Consider the following 13,158-nt stretch of genomic DNA (forward strand, 5'->3'; position numbering starts at 1 on the left):
CCGTCCAGCCTACGGGCCGCCACCCGGTGCCCCGGGCCCCGCCCGGGACGGCTTAGCCGAAAATCGCAAGAACTTCATGAACGGCCGTTGCCTTTGGCACGTGTCAGACGTTGGTGCCAGTGCGAGGGGAGATACGCGTCGGCCGCAAGGAGGCAGAAGGCGATGCGCGTGGGTACGTTCGTTCTGGCAGCCCAGTTCCCGGGCCAGGGCCAGGGGGAGGCACTGCACCGGGCGGTGCGGACCGCCGAGGTGGCGGAGGAGGCGGGGCTCGACTCCGTCTGGCTCGCCGAGCACCACTTCGTGCCGTACGGGGTCTGCCCCTCGGCCGTGACACTGGCCGCGCTGCTCCTCGGCCGCACCCGGCGGCTCCGGGTCGGCACGGCGGTGAGCGTGCTGCCGGCCGTCCACCCGGTCGCCCTGGGCGAACAGGCGGCGCTGCTGCACCTCACCTCGGGCGGCAGGTTCACCCTCGGGGTGGGCCGGGGCGGGCCCTGGGTCGACCTGGAGGTGTTCGGCGCGGGTCTGGAGGCGTACGAGAAGGGGTTCCCCGAATCGCTCGACCTGCTGCTGCGCTGGCTCAGCGAGCCGCGCGTCGGCGCCGAGGGGGAACGGTTCGCGTTCCGTGAGGTGCCCGTGGTGCCCCGCCCCGACGAACTGATCGGCGGCGCGCCCTCCCCCGAGGTGGTGGTGGCCTGCACCTCGCCGAAGAGCGTGAAGCTCGCGGCGGAGCGCGGGCTGCCGATGCTGCTCGGCATGCACTGCGGCGACGAGGACAAGGCCGAGATGGTCGCGGCCTGGGCGCGGTGCGCGCGGGAGGCCGGGCGGGACCCGGACGAGATCGCGCGGATCGGCGCCGGCCATGTCTCGGCGGGGGTGGCGCAGCTCGCGGACCGGGGGACGGACGCGGCGGAGGCGCTGGTGAAGGCGATGCCGGGCTGGCTGAAGCAGGGGCTCGACGCGCATGTGACGGTGGACGGCCGGCACCGGGCGATGCGGGACCCCGTCGCGTACACGGAGCTGCTGTGCGGGCTGCACCCGGTGGGCACGCCCCGGCACGCGGCGGACCGGCTCGCGGCGACCGCGGAGCGTACGGGCATCACGCGCTTCGCCCTGCTCGCGGAGGGCTCGGGCGACCTCGCGGCGACCGAGGAGAACGTCCGGCGCCTGGGCGCGGAGGTCCTGCCGCTCCTGGTGTGAGCACGGTCACGGGAATCCTGTCCGGGACTGTGCTGCCGCTCCTGCATCTGTCGGCGGCGACGCGCGTCGGCTCGCATCGATCGCCTTCTCCCGCGATGCGGAGCGGCAGCACCATGTCTCAGCAGTCGCGCAGTTCCGGCGACTGGTTCAGCAGCTGTCCCCGTACGGACGTGAAACGGGCGAGCCGCTCGTCCACCGACGGGTCCAGCGGGAAGACCGCCACGCGGTGGCAGTTCTGGAAGGCGAGACGCACCCCGAAATGCCGCTGCAGCGCGCCACGAATGGCATCGCTCGCGAGCGCGCGCAGCAGCTGACCACGTGCCTGCTCATTCGGCGGCGGCGTCTGGTTGTCGGCGAACTCTCCGCCGTCGACCTTCAGCTGTGCCACCAGAGAACTGATCATCTCCCATGCGTAGGGCAGGGAGGTCCGGACGCAGTCGACGAAGTCGGCTTCGTCGACCTCGCCTCGCTCGGCCTGTTCCAACAGCGCCGGTGAGACGTCGAGCGACATGGGTTCTCCTCTCGCGACCCCGCGGACGGGGTCTTGCGGGCAGGGACGAAGGCCGGGCCGTGCGCCACGCAGCGTGCACGGACGACGACCTCCAGCTTCCACGGTAAGCGCGCGGTCCGGGCGACACCAGAAGAATGGGCACACAACCGGCTGATAACCGACGGGTGTTCGGCCAACGACCACCCCCGTCGCCTGTCCGGGCGATGCCCGAATCGCGCGGAAGAGCGCCCGTCTTGTAGCGTTGGCGACCATGCGTCTCGTCATTGCCCGTTGCTCCGTGGACTACGCGGGTCGACTCACGGCCCACCTGCCCTCCGCGCCCCGTCTGATCCTGGTCAAGGCAGACGGCAGCGTCTCCATCCACGCGGACGACCGGGCGTACAAACCGCTCAACTGGATGTCCCCGCCGTGCACCCTGAAGGAGGGTATCGACGGTGAGGCGGGCATCTGGACCGTGATCAACAAAGCGGGCGAGAAACTGATCATCACGATGGAGGAGATCCTCCACGACTCCTCGCACGAGCTGGGTGTGGACCCGGGTCTCATCAAGGACGGCGTCGAGGCGCACCTCCAGGAGCTGCTCGCCGACCGCATCGAGACCCTCGGCGAGGGCTACACGCTGATCCGCCGCGAGTACCCGACCGCGATCGGCCCGGTGGACATCCTGTGCCGGGACGCCGACGGCGCGACGGTGGCGGTGGAGATCAAGCGGCGCGGCGAGATCGACGGCGTCGAGCAGCTGACCCGCTACCTGGAGCTGCTCAACCGCGACCCGCACCTGGCGCCGGTGAGGGGCGTCTTCGCGGCCCAGGAGATCAAGCCGCAGGCGCGGGTCCTCGCGACGGACCGCGGGATCGGCTGCGTGGTCCTCGACTACGACGCGCTGCGCGGCATCGAGGACGACAAGCTGCGGCTGTTCTGACGCCTGTCTTACGGGCGACGGCCCCGGGTGCGCCGAGCGCTCCCGGGGCCGTCGCCGTTCTCGTACGGGGTCAGGCGGGCGACTCCGAGGCGGTGGCGTCACCGGAGGCGGAGGGCGCGGAGAGGGTCGTGGTCTCGCCGGTCGCCGGAGGGGCGGTCGTCGTCGGCGGGGGCGTGGTGGTCGGCGGGGGCGTCGTGGTCGGCGGAGGTGTCGTCGGCGGCTTCGGCGTCGTGGTCGTCGGCCTCGGCGGCGCGGTGGTCGTGGCCGGCGGCCGGGTCGTCGTGGGGTGTCCGGTCGGCGGTGCCGTGGTCGCCGTCGGCGCTCCGGTGGTCGCCGAGGGGCTGTTCGAGGACGAGGGGGAACCGGACGCGGACGGGTCCGTCGAGGCGGACGGCGACGCGGTGCCGGAGCCGGAGGGGCTCGGGGAGTCCGAGTGCGTGGCCTCGCCGGTCTGGGCCGGGTCGGCCTCGCCGTCGGCCGGCTCCTCGCCGTCGAGTCCGTCGGAGCCGCCGCTCTCGTTCGCGGTGCTGTCGGAGGTGACACGGTCGTTTGCGGGGTTGTCGCCGTTGCCGGAGGTGGCGCCGAGGGTGACGACGGTGCCGAGGACGGCGACGAGGAGCGCGCCCGCGCCGACGGCGACGAGGTTGCGGCGGGCGCCGCCGAGGATGCCGGCCTTGAGGCCGGAGCGGCGGTCGCCGCTCTCGGCGGTGTCGGTGCGGGTGACGAGCGTGGGGCCCGCGTCGGCGAAGTCGGGGAACGCGGGGACCTGGGGCGCCGCGGGGGTCCGGACGGCTCCGCCGGGCAGCGGGGCCGTGACCGGCTCCGGTCTCGGGAGGGCGGGGCGGGCGGCCGGGCCGCGCAGGGCGGGGGTGCCGCGCGGCGGGGAGACGGGCTCCTCGGCGCGCGGTGCGGCGGCGTGCTCTCCGGAGAGGTCGGCGACGAGGGCGAGGGCCCGGCGGCCGGCGACGGTGCCGCGCTTGTCGGCGAGCACCCCGCGCATGCCGATGGAGGCCTCCAGCTCGGCGCGGGCGCGCTCCAGGTTTCCGGCGCAGATCGCGAGGACGCCGAGCTCGTGGTGGAAGTAGGCCTCCTCGGCGACCTCGCCGGCGAGCCGGGCGGCTTCCTGTCCGGCGCGCAGGGCGCGCTCCCAGGCGCCCCAGTGCAGTCCGGCGGCGAAGGCGGGCGCGGCGGCGCGGGCGAGGAGGACGGCGGTGGCCCGGTACTCGGCGGCGTCGTCCCCGGTGCCGGGGATCAGGGTGCTGAGCGCGGCGAGCAGGGCGTCCGCCTCGACGGCGGCGCGTTCGGGGGTGACGGAGGGGTGGGCGGCCCACCAGGCGTAGTGCTGGGCGACGGTGTGGGCGCGGTCGGCGGCCTCGTGCTCGTACCCGTGGGCGAGGAGCTGGGTGAGGACTCCGGTGGCGAGCCGGTAGCGGGGGCCGACCGGGGTGAGCAGCCCGCAGGCCATGAGCTCGCCGAGGGCGGCGTCGGCGTGGGTGTCGCCGACGAGGGCCGGGAGGTGGGCCTGATGCGGGACCTCGCCGCCGAGGGCGACGGCGAAGCGCAGGGCGGCCTGGGCGGAGCGGCTGAGACGGGAGGCCAGGAGGGCGGCGGGGGCGGCGCCTTCCCCGAGGCTCGGCAGCGGTATCTCGCGCAGTTCGACGTCGGGGTCGTCGATGCCGTCGAAGGCGGCGGCCGCGACGGTGGCCGCCGCGGCGGGGTCGGCGGGGCCGAAGGCCTCTTCGAGGGCGCCGAAGGCGTCGAACTCGGCGGGGGTGACGCGCAGCCGGTCGCGCTGGCGGAGGAGGGCGCCGGCCTGGACGAAGCGGAGCGGGAGTCCTTCGGACTCGAACCACAGGTCGCCGGCCCAGTTGGCCTCCTCCTCGGTGAGGGTGCGGCCGACGGCGCTCTCCAGGAGCTTCAGGGAGGCGGCGCGGCCGAGGCCGACGAGGAGGACCTCCTCGACGGGGGCGTCGGCGGAGGGGGCGGGGGTGTCGGGCCCGGCGGCGAGGAGGAAGGCGCACTCGGGGGCGGCGGCGAGGAGTTCGTCGAGGGCGGCGCCGCCGAATTCCAGGTCGTCGACGACGACCACGGCGCCGATGTCGCGGAGCCGGTCGAGGAGGCCGGCCCGGTCGGGGCGCTGTCCGGGGGCGTACCGGACGGCGGTGAACAGCTCGCGGAGGAGTTCGGTGGGGGTGCGGTGGTGGCCGGAGAGGCGGACGACGCCGTCGGGGGCGAGGTCGGCGCAGTCGGCGGCGACGGCGTCGAGGAGGGCGGTGCGGCCGGATCCGGGAGCACCGAGGACGCGGGCGCAGCGGCCCTGGCGGAGGATGCCGGTGAGCCGCTCGCGCTCCTCGTGGCGTTCGAGGAGGGGCAGCTCGGGTGCCGCGGGGCCCGGCGGGACGGGCGGGGCGACGGCGCGGGCGGCCTCGGCGCGCTCCTCGGGGGTGCGGGCGCGGGGGGCCTCCGGTTCCTGCCCGGGCGGGCAGGGTTCGATCTCACTGCCGTCGACGGGGTTGACGGTGAGGAGCAGTTCGCCGGAGACGAGCCGGACGACGCGGGCACGCGCGGGCGTCGGCGCGGGCACGCCACGGCCCTGGCGGGCCTCCTCGCCCTCGGTGTCGTGACCGTACTCCTCCGACCCAGGGTTGATCGGGTCCATGGTCCAAGCCCCCAAGAAGCGGTGTCCGGTGCCCGCCGGTGGGTCCGTCCCGTGTGCAGGCGGGTCCGTCATTGTGCGGGCGACCGAACCCTAGACCGTGCTCAGACGCTCGGGAACAGGCGGGGTGCCCCCGAGACCAAGACGTCACGGTCTTGTGAGGATTGGGTGTGACGCCTGTTTCTCACAGCTGCTTCACACGTGACGGGCACCCCCGGGGGTCACACGCGGGGCAGGGACTCCAGGGCGAGGCCGCCCTCGATGGCGAGGATGCGGTGCAGCCGGGTGGCGACGAGGAGCCGCTGCATCTGGGGCGGCACCCCGCGCAGGACGAGGCGCCGGCCGCAGCGGCCGGCCCTGCGGTGGGCGCCCATGATGACGCCGAGTCCTGTCGCGTCCCAGGAGTCGAGGCCGGTCAGGTCGAGCACCAGGTCGCCGACTCCGTCGTCGACGGCCGAGTGCAGGACCGTACGGGCGTCCGCCGCGCTGCGGACGTCGAGGCGGCCCCCGACGACCAGCTCGACATGGTCGCCCCTGATGTGCATATGCGCTCCCCGAGAGTGCTCCGTCTTCGCAACAACTGACTGCCGCACCGGCAGATACGTTGCGCCTTGTCAGCGAACCGATACCGAAATTCACCCCACGGAGTGAGGCGGGGTGGCGGGTGCGGCTCAGTACTTGTAGAAGCCCTGCCCGCTCTTGCGGCCGATGTCACCCGCGTCCACCATCCGGCGCATCAGCTCCGGCGGCGCGAACTTCTCGTCCTGGGACTCGGTGTAGATGTTGTTGGCGGCGTTCACCAGGATGTCGATGCCGGTGAGGTCGGCGGTGGCGAGCGGGCCCATGGCGTGGCCGAAGCCGAGCTTGCAGGCGATGTCGATGTCCTCGGCGGTGGCGACACCCGACTCGTGGAGCTTGGCGGCCTCGACGACGAGGGCCGAGATGAGGCGGGTGGTGACGAAGCCGGCGACGTCGCGGTTGACGACGATGCAGGTCTTGCCGACGGACTCGGCGAACGCGCGGGCGGTGGCGAGGGTCTCGTCGCTGGTCTTGTAGCCGCGGACGAGCTCGACGAGCTGCATCATCGGGACCGGCGAGAAGAAGTGGACGCCGACGACGGCCTCGGGGCGCCCGGTCACCGCGGCGATCTTGGTGATCGGGATCGCGGAGGTGTTGGAGGCGAGGACGGCACCGTCCTTGGCGATCTTGTCGAGCGAGCGGAAGATCTCGTGCTTGACGTCGAGGTTCTCGAAGACGGCCTCGACGACGACGTCCGCGTCGCCGACGGCGTCGAGATCGGTGGTGGCGGCGATCCGGCCGAGGCAGGCCTCGGCGTACTCCGCGGTGAGCCTGCCCTTGGCGACGAACCGGTCGTACGACGCCTTGATGCCGTCGGTGCCGCGGGTCAGGGCGGCGTCGGTGACGTCACGCAGGACGACGTCCCAGCCCGCCTGTGCCGAGACCTGTGCGATGCCGGATCCCATGAGTCCGGCCCCGATGACGGCGAGCTTCCTGGCCACGATCTTCCACCCCTCAACAGCTGTTCACTTCTGCTCTCCGGCGGAGATTAGCGGTCACGGGGCGCCATGTGACCCCGAAGTAATGCGCGTCACGCCCTCTTTGACGGACGTCACACTCACGACACCCCCTGAACGCCCTCCGGCGCCCTCCTACGGTCGCGACATACCCCTAGGGGGTATAGAGTCTTCGGCATCCGTCAGGCGGCCGACGCCCGGAGAGGAGGTGCCGTCATGCGCCCGTACGCCCTGGGAGCCACGCCCGCCCCGCTGCCGCTCCTCACCGGCATGGTCAGCCTGCAGTTCGGATCCGCCTTCGCCAAACGACTGTTCGAGGAGACCGGGCCGACCGGCGCGACCCTGCTCCGCCTGGTCATCGCCGCCGCCCTGCTCTGCCTGCTGTCCCGGCCCGCGCCACGGCTCCTGCGGGTCAGGAGCGCGGGCTGCGGGCGGGCACGGTGAACACGGCCGCCGTCATCGGTCTGGGCGCGGCCGTCGGCGTCCTCGCGGCGGGCCGGGAGGAGGAGTCGGTCCGGCTCGCCGGGCTGCGGGAGCGGTTCCTGGCGACGCTCGCGGAGCTCGTGCCGTACCGGCTGAACAGCGGTACGGGCCCGGGGTTCCTGCCGCACGCGGTGAACCTGTCCTTCGAGGGCACGGACGCCCAGCAGCTGCTCCTGGAGGTCACGGACATCGCCGTGTCGACGGGTTCGGCGTGCAACAGCTCGGCGCAGGAGCCCTCGCACGTCCTGACGGCGGCGGGTCTGGCTCCGGAGCGGATCCGGGGCAGCATCCGGGTGGGCTTCGGCCGCTTCACCACGGAGGAGGACGCCGAGCGCGCGGCCCGCGCGCTCGCGGCCGGGGTGTCGGGCGCGCCGGCCCGCGCGGCCGCCTGACACCCGACTCCTGACGTACGCGGCGCACCGGCGGCGGAGGTCTCAGTCCTCGCGCACCGCGTACGTCAGGACCTTCTCGCTCAGCAGTTCCTCGATCTCGTCGAGGAGGACGAGGGCCTCGCGGGAGACGGTCGTCGCCTTGCGTCCGGCGGTCATCTCACCGGTGATGTAGCCGACGACGGTGGCCTCGATCCAGGCGAGCTGGCCGCCGACGAGCAGCGGCAGCGGGTCGTCGGCGGCCGCGCCGGTCTCCTCGCGCAGGGTGGTCACGACGGCCTCCTGGACCTGGTCCCGCAGTCGGAAGAGGCGGGCCTTGAGGGTGGGCGCGTGCTCGATGACGTGCATGAAGCGGTCGAAGCCGTCCATGAGTCCGTACGCCGGGGAGACGGCCCCGATGTCCTGGCGGAGCTCCCGCAGGACCGCCTGGGCGGCGGACTCGCCGCGGTCGCGGCCGCGGATCATCCGGGCGAGGCGCTGGGTGACGCCGTCCATCCGGTCGAGGAAGAGGTCCTCCTTCGCCGGGAAGTAGTTGTACACGGTGTTGACGGAGACGTCCGCCGCCTCGGCGACGTCCGCGACGGTCACGGTGACGAAGCCGTGCTCCAGGAAGAGCCCGGTCGCGATGTCCGAGATCCGCTGCTTCGTCTCGCGCTTCTTGCGTTCCCTGAGTCCCTCGGCCATGACTCCATCGTAGGCAATCGTAGGCTCCCTGAAATTTCGGCGCCTCTGAATTTTTGGTGGCGTTGCAAAATTTCAGTGACTCTGTTTTTGTGGTCGCCATGCCCATCATCAGCACGTCCGGGCTCGCCCGGACCTTCTCGACCAAGAACGGCCCCGTGGAGGCCGTCCGGGGGATCGACCTCACCGTCCGGCCGGGCGAGATCCTCGGACTCCTCGGCCCCAACGGCGCCGGCAAGACCACCACCCTCCGGATGCTCACGACGCTCCTCCCGCCCACCGGCGGCGCCGCCACCGTCGCGGGCCACGACCTCGTCGGCGACCCCGCCGCCGTACGCCGGCGCATCGGGTACGTCGCCCAGTCCGGCGGCCTCGACCCCCAGGAGACCGTCCGCTCCGAGCTCGTCATGCAGGGCAGGCTCTACGGCCTGGACCGGACGACCGCGGCGGCCCGCGCCGAGGAGCTCGCCGCCGACCTCGGCCTCACCGAGCTCCTCGACCGCAGGACCCCGGCGCTCTCCGGCGGCCAGCGCCGCCGGCTCGACCTCGCGATGGGGCTCACCCACCGCCCGGAGGTCCTCTTCCTCGACGAGCCGACGACCGGCCTCGACCCCGGCAGCCGTGCCGACCTGTGGGCGCTGGTGCGGCGGCTGCGCGACGAGCACGGCACCACCGTCGTCCTCACCACCCACTACCTCGACGAGGCCGACGCGCTCGCCGAGCGGATCGTCGTCGTGGACAAGGGCACGGTCGTCGCCGAGGACAGCCCCGCGGGCCTCAAGGCCGCGCACGGCGCGACCACCCTCCAGGAGGCCTTCCTCGCCGTCACCGGCCGCGGCCCCGCCCCCGTCGACACCACGCCCGTAGCGGTCTAGGAGACCCGTGATGCTGTTCCGCGACACCGCGCTGCTCTTCGGGCGCTACGCCCGCCAGACCCTGCGCTCCCCGTTCCAGATCTTCTTCGGCACCCTGATGCCGCTGCTCTACCTGCTCTTCTTCGGACCGCTGCTCACCGGCCTCCCGCTGGGCCGCGAGGGCGACTCCTGGCAGATCCTCGTCCCCGGCCTGCTGCTCCAGCTCGGCCTCTTCGGCGCCTCGTTCGCCGGCTTCTCGATCATCATGGAGAAGAGCTGGGGCGTGTTCGACCGGATGCGGGTCACCCCGGTGAGCCGCCTCGCCCTGCTGCTCGGCCGGATCCTGCGGGACGCCGCGCTCTTCGTCTTCCAGGCGGTCCTGCTCGTCCTGGTGGCGATCCCCATGGGCCTGAGGGCGCCGCTCGCCGGGATCCTCCTCGGCTTCGGTTTCGTCGCCCTGCTCTCCGCCGCCCTCGCCTCGCTCTCGTACGCACTGGCCCTGAAGCTGCGCACCCCGCAGGAGTTCGGACCCGCGATCAACACGCTCGCGATGCCGGCGATGCTGCTCTCGGGCCTGATGCTGCCGATGGCCCTCGCCCCCGGCTGGCTCGACGTGGTCTCGCACTTCATGCCGTTCCGCTATCTGGTGGACGCGGTGCGGGAGGCGTACATCGGCCACTACACGACGCCGACCATGCTGTACGGGGTGCTCGTCGCCCTCGGACTGACGGCGCTGGCCGTGACGGTCGGCACACGCACCTTCCGGAGCGCCGGTGCGTAACTAGGCTGGACCCATGGTCAATCTGACGCGTATCTACACCCGTACCGGCGACAAGGGCACCACGGCGCTCGGTGACATGAGCCGGACCGCCAAGACGGATCTGCGGATCTCGGCCTACGCCGACGCCAACGAGGCCAACGCCGCCATCGGGACGGCCATCGCCCTCGGGCAGCTCGACGAGGAGCTCGTGAAGGTCCTCGTCCGGATCCAGAACGACCTCTTCGACGTGGGCGCGGACCTCTGCACGCCGGTGGTGGAGAACCCCGAGTACCCGCCGCTGCGCGTGGAGCAGAGCTACGTCGACAAGCTGGAGGCCGACTGCGACCGCTTCCTGGAGCAGCTGGACAAGCTGCGCTCCTTCATCCTGCCGGGCGGCACGCCCGGTGCGGCCCTGCTGCACCAGGCGTGCACGGTGGTCCGGCGGGCGGAGCGCTCCACCTGGGCGGCCCTGGAGGTGCACGGCGAGACGATGAACGCCCTGACCGCCACGTACCTCAACCGGCTATCGGACCTGCTCTTCATCCTTGCCCGGACGGCGAACAAGGAGGTCGGGGACGTGCTCTGGGTCCCGGGCGGGGACCGCTGACCCACCGGCCGGGTCCTTCTTCGGGCGGACGAAGTAGCTGAGCGCGATCAGGCCGTGGATGCCGACGGCCCGCCACGCGGCGAACATCCAGCTCCACAGGCCGTCGGTGTTCCCGTCGTCGCCGACGTACCACACGGCGAGCAGCAGGAGGACGGTGGCGACGGCGCCGCCGACCAGCGAGCCCAGCCAGATCCTGCCCTCGTGGCGGGCGCGTGCCATGCCGTACTTCGGGGGCTTCGGGGGCGGCGGCGCACCGCCGAGGCGGTGGGCGGCGTGGCGGTCGAGCCACGTCACGGTGCGGTGGCCGTGGCCGACGGTGTAGCCGATGTAGAGCGCGGCCAGGCCGTGCTCCCAGCCGGGGTCGGCACCGTTCTTCAGGTCGATCGCGGTGACGACGAGGAGCACGACCTCCAGGACCGGCTCGCACAGCAGCAGCGCCATACCCGTGCGGGGCATCTTCAGGAGGTAGCGGGTGGCGAGGCCGGCGGCCAGCAGGACCCAGAAGCCGACCTCGCAGAGCACGATCAGCGTGACGATCACGGCGGTTCCCCTTTCGGTGCCCCTTCAGCGTCCCGTGGGACCGGGCCCGGTTCGTCGTCGCCGGTGAGGAATCGCGTCTACATCCTTCGGCGGAGGGACGGATCGGCCCGGGCGAGGAGGTCCCGGCCCGGTGCGGCATGTTGGATGAGTACGTGACACTCCCCCGCCCGCACCGCGTCGACCTGCTCATCGCCGCCACCGGCCTCGTCGGCGGCCTGCTCCTCTGGTCGTTCGGTCTGCACACCCAGGTGGACCGGCTGTTCACCCAGCGCTGGGCGACCCTCGTGCCGCTCGTGGTGATGGCCGGGTGCGAGGCGATGCGCCGGACGGCGCCCAGGGCGGCGCTGACGGTCGGCACGCTCGCGATCGTCGCGGACCAGTTCACGTACGGAAGCCTGGCCACCGTCCTGATGTTCACGGACGTCGTCTACGCGGCCGTCGTGTACGGGCCGACCGCCCACGCCCGCCGTGTCCCGTACTCCACCGGTCTCGTCACCATCGGGGTGACGATCGGCTTCCTCGTCTGGTGGCAGAACGCGTACGCGCTGCTCATCGGGGTCATCACCGGCATGATCTCCTTCCTCCCCGCGATCACGGGCGCGATCGTCCGCAACCACCGCGAGGCGGCGGACGCCGCCCGGCTGAGGGCCGAACAGACCGCGCTGCTCGCCGAGATGGACCGGGCGCAGGCGGTGGTGGCCGAGCGGGCCCGGATGGCGCGCGAGCTGCACGACATGGTGGCGAACCACCTCTCGGCGATCGCGATCCACTCCACGGCCGCGCTCTCCCTCGACGAACCGGCCACCACCCGGCAGGCGCTGACGGTGATCCGGGAGAACAGCGTGGCGGGCCTCGCCGAGATGCGGCGGCTCATCGGGCTCCTGCGGGACAGCAGCGGGGACGCGGAACCGGGGGCGGTGCCGAGCCTCGACGCGCTGGACGGTCTGCTCGACCGCGCCCGCACGAACAGCTCGTCCGGCGCCCTGGAGTTCGTCCTCGAGGACACCCGGCCCGCGGACGGCGCCGCCCTGCCGGCGCCGGTGGAGCTGGCCGCGTACCGGATCGTGCAGGAGTCGCTGACCAACGCGGTGAAGCACGCCTCCCCCGGTACGGTCACCGTGCGGGTCGGCCGCGGCGACGGGGTCCTGACCGTGGCCGTCGACTCGCCGTACGGCAGGCGGCCGGGGCCGTCGGCGCCCGGGACGGGTTCGGGTCTGGTGGGGATGCGGGAGCGCGCGGAGCTGCTGGGCGGGGAGTTCCGGGCGGCGGCCGCGGGCGCGATCTGGCAGGTGCGGGCCGTACTGCCCGCGGACGAGAGGGCGGAGAACGCATGACGATCCGGGTGGTCGTGGCCGAGGACCAGTCGGCGGTACGGGCGGGGCTCGTGCTGATCCTGGGCAGCGCGCCCGACATCGAGGTGGTCGGCGAGGCCGCGGACGGCGAGCGGGCGGTGGAGCTGGCGCGCGAACTGCGCCCGGACCTGGTCCTGATGGATGTGCAGATGCCCCGGATGGACGGGGTGACGGCGACCCGTCTGGTCGTGTCGGAGGGTCTCGCCGACGTGCTCGTCCTGACGACCTTCGACCTGGACGAGTACGTCTTCGGGGCGCTGCGGGCCGGGGCCTCGGGCTTCCTGCTGAAGGACACGGACGCGAAGGACCTGATCACGGCGGTGCGGACGGTGGGGCGCGGTGAGGGGCTGATCGCCCCGGCGGTGACGCGGCGGCTGATCGCGGAGTTCGCGGCCCCGCGCCGTCCGGTGGCGGACTCCGCCGTACTGGACGTGCTGACGCCCCGGGAGCGGGAGGTGCTCTCGGCGCTCGGCCTGGGTTTGTCGAACGCGGAGATCGCGATCCGGCTGGACATGGCGGAGGCGACGGCGAAGACGCACGTCAGCAAGGTGCTCGGCAAGCTGGAGCTGCGGAGTCGGGTCCAAGCGGCCGTACTGGCACAGGAGTTGGGGGTTTAGAAGAACTTTGCCGACGCTGGTCTGGACCTCTTGACGATTGGTCCAGACCTTCCT

General features: G+C 72.8%; 15 protein-coding genes. 9 read left to right on the top strand and 6 right to left on the bottom strand.

Going from position 1 to position 13,158, the window contains the following annotated elements:
• The first annotated feature begins 162 nt into the window (after positions 1-162).
• A complete protein-coding gene (locus AC07AW_RS01615; RefSeq protein WP_478813520.1) occupies positions 163-1,197 on the top strand; it encodes an LLM class flavin-dependent oxidoreductase in 1,035 nt (344 codons plus the stop codon).
• 118 nt (positions 1,198-1,315) lie between these two features.
• On the opposite strand, the gene AC07AW_RS01620 is transcribed toward AC07AW_RS01615, so the two are convergent.
• On the bottom strand, positions 1,316-1,708 hold the full coding sequence (locus AC07AW_RS01620) for an SCO5389 family protein (RefSeq protein WP_015036224.1): 393 nt from the start codon (positions 1,706-1,708) through the stop codon (positions 1,316-1,318).
• Between the two features lie 250 nt (positions 1,709-1,958).
• Between AC07AW_RS01620 and nucS the strand changes: the two genes are divergently transcribed.
• Positions 1,959-2,630: an endonuclease NucS gene (gene nucS / locus AC07AW_RS01625; protein ID WP_478813521.1), complete on the top strand. Its 672-nt coding sequence runs from the start codon at positions 1,959-1,961 to the stop codon at positions 2,628-2,630.
• Between the two features lie 70 nt (positions 2,631-2,700).
• Here the strand turns inward: nucS and AC07AW_RS01630 are convergent, their stop codons facing one another.
• The 3 genes from AC07AW_RS01630 to AC07AW_RS01640 all read right to left on the bottom strand — a co-directional run bounded on the left by AC07AW_RS01630 (position 2,701) and on the right by AC07AW_RS01640 (position 6,806).
• Entirely contained in the window at positions 2,701-5,289 is a 2,589-nt protein-coding gene (locus AC07AW_RS01630; protein ID WP_478813522.1) for an ATP-binding protein, read from the bottom strand.
• 218 nt (positions 5,290-5,507) lie between these two features.
• On the bottom strand, positions 5,508-5,831 hold the full coding sequence (locus AC07AW_RS01635; protein WP_030210572.1) for an STAS domain-containing protein: 324 nt from the start codon (positions 5,829-5,831) through the stop codon (positions 5,508-5,510).
• A gap of 126 nt (positions 5,832-5,957) precedes the next feature.
• The gene (locus AC07AW_RS01640) at positions 5,958-6,806 is read right to left on the bottom strand and encodes a 3-hydroxyacyl-CoA dehydrogenase family protein (RefSeq protein ID WP_478813523.1); all 849 of its coding nucleotides are present in this window, start codon (positions 6,804-6,806) and stop codon (positions 5,958-5,960) included.
• A 231-nt stretch (positions 6,807-7,037) separates the two neighbouring features.
• On the opposite strand from AC07AW_RS01640, the gene AC07AW_RS01645 reads away from it, so the two are divergent.
• Together AC07AW_RS01645 and AC07AW_RS01650 are read left to right on the top strand one after the other, a co-directional pair.
• On the top strand, positions 7,038-7,265 hold the full coding sequence (locus tag AC07AW_RS01645) for a hypothetical protein (RefSeq protein ID WP_478813524.1): 228 nt from the start codon (positions 7,038-7,040) through the stop codon (positions 7,263-7,265).
• Complete coding sequence (locus AC07AW_RS01650; RefSeq protein WP_478813525.1) at positions 7,262-7,696, top strand: aminotransferase class V-fold PLP-dependent enzyme; 435 nt, start codon at positions 7,262-7,264, stop codon at positions 7,694-7,696. Before AC07AW_RS01645 ends, AC07AW_RS01650 begins: the two co-directional genes overlap by 4 nt.
• A 42-nt stretch (positions 7,697-7,738) precedes the next feature.
• Here AC07AW_RS01650 and AC07AW_RS01655 read toward each other — a convergent pair whose 3' ends face one another.
• Positions 7,739-8,377 (bottom strand): TetR/AcrR family transcriptional regulator, encoded by a 639-nt coding sequence (locus AC07AW_RS01655; RefSeq protein ID WP_478813526.1) that lies wholly within the window; start codon positions 8,375-8,377, stop codon positions 7,739-7,741.
• Positions 8,378-8,475: 98 nt separating this feature from the next.
• Between AC07AW_RS01655 and AC07AW_RS01660 the strand changes: the two genes are divergently transcribed.
• The 3 genes from AC07AW_RS01660 to AC07AW_RS01670 are packed head-to-tail and all read left to right on the top strand — an operon-like array spanning position 8,476 to position 10,595.
• Positions 8,476-9,249 (top strand): ABC transporter ATP-binding protein, encoded by a 774-nt coding sequence (locus AC07AW_RS01660; RefSeq protein ID WP_478813527.1) that lies wholly within the window; start codon positions 8,476-8,478, stop codon positions 9,247-9,249.
• Between the two features lie 10 nt (positions 9,250-9,259).
• Positions 9,260-10,009 carry an ABC transporter permease gene (locus AC07AW_RS01665; protein ID WP_478813528.1) on the top strand — a complete coding sequence of 250 codons (750 nt, stop codon included), beginning with the start codon at positions 9,260-9,262 and terminating at the stop codon, positions 10,007-10,009.
• Positions 10,010-10,022: 13 nt separating this feature from the next.
• Positions 10,023-10,595: a cob(I)yrinic acid a,c-diamide adenosyltransferase gene (locus AC07AW_RS01670; protein WP_041131262.1), complete on the top strand. Its 573-nt coding sequence runs from the start codon at positions 10,023-10,025 to the stop codon at positions 10,593-10,595.
• Here AC07AW_RS01670 and AC07AW_RS01675 read toward each other — a convergent pair.
• On the bottom strand, positions 10,512-11,135 hold the full coding sequence (locus tag AC07AW_RS01675) for a hypothetical protein (protein ID WP_478813529.1): 624 nt from the start codon (positions 11,133-11,135) through the stop codon (positions 10,512-10,514). The genes AC07AW_RS01670 and AC07AW_RS01675 overlap by 84 nt on opposite strands.
• 137 nt (positions 11,136-11,272) lie before the next feature.
• Here AC07AW_RS01675 and AC07AW_RS01680 point away from each other — a divergent pair, with 137 nt between their 5' ends.
• Positions 11,273-12,469 (top strand): sensor histidine kinase, encoded by a 1,197-nt coding sequence (locus AC07AW_RS01680; protein WP_478813530.1) that lies wholly within the window; start codon positions 11,273-11,275, stop codon positions 12,467-12,469.
• Positions 12,466-13,104: a response regulator gene (locus AC07AW_RS01685; protein WP_478813531.1), complete on the top strand. Its 639-nt coding sequence runs from the start codon at positions 12,466-12,468 to the stop codon at positions 13,102-13,104. The genes AC07AW_RS01680 and AC07AW_RS01685 overlap by 4 nt, the downstream gene beginning before the upstream one ends.
• Positions 13,105-13,158: the final 54 nt, after the last annotated feature.

Source organism: Streptomyces sp. NPDC044003, from assembly GCF_056435185.1.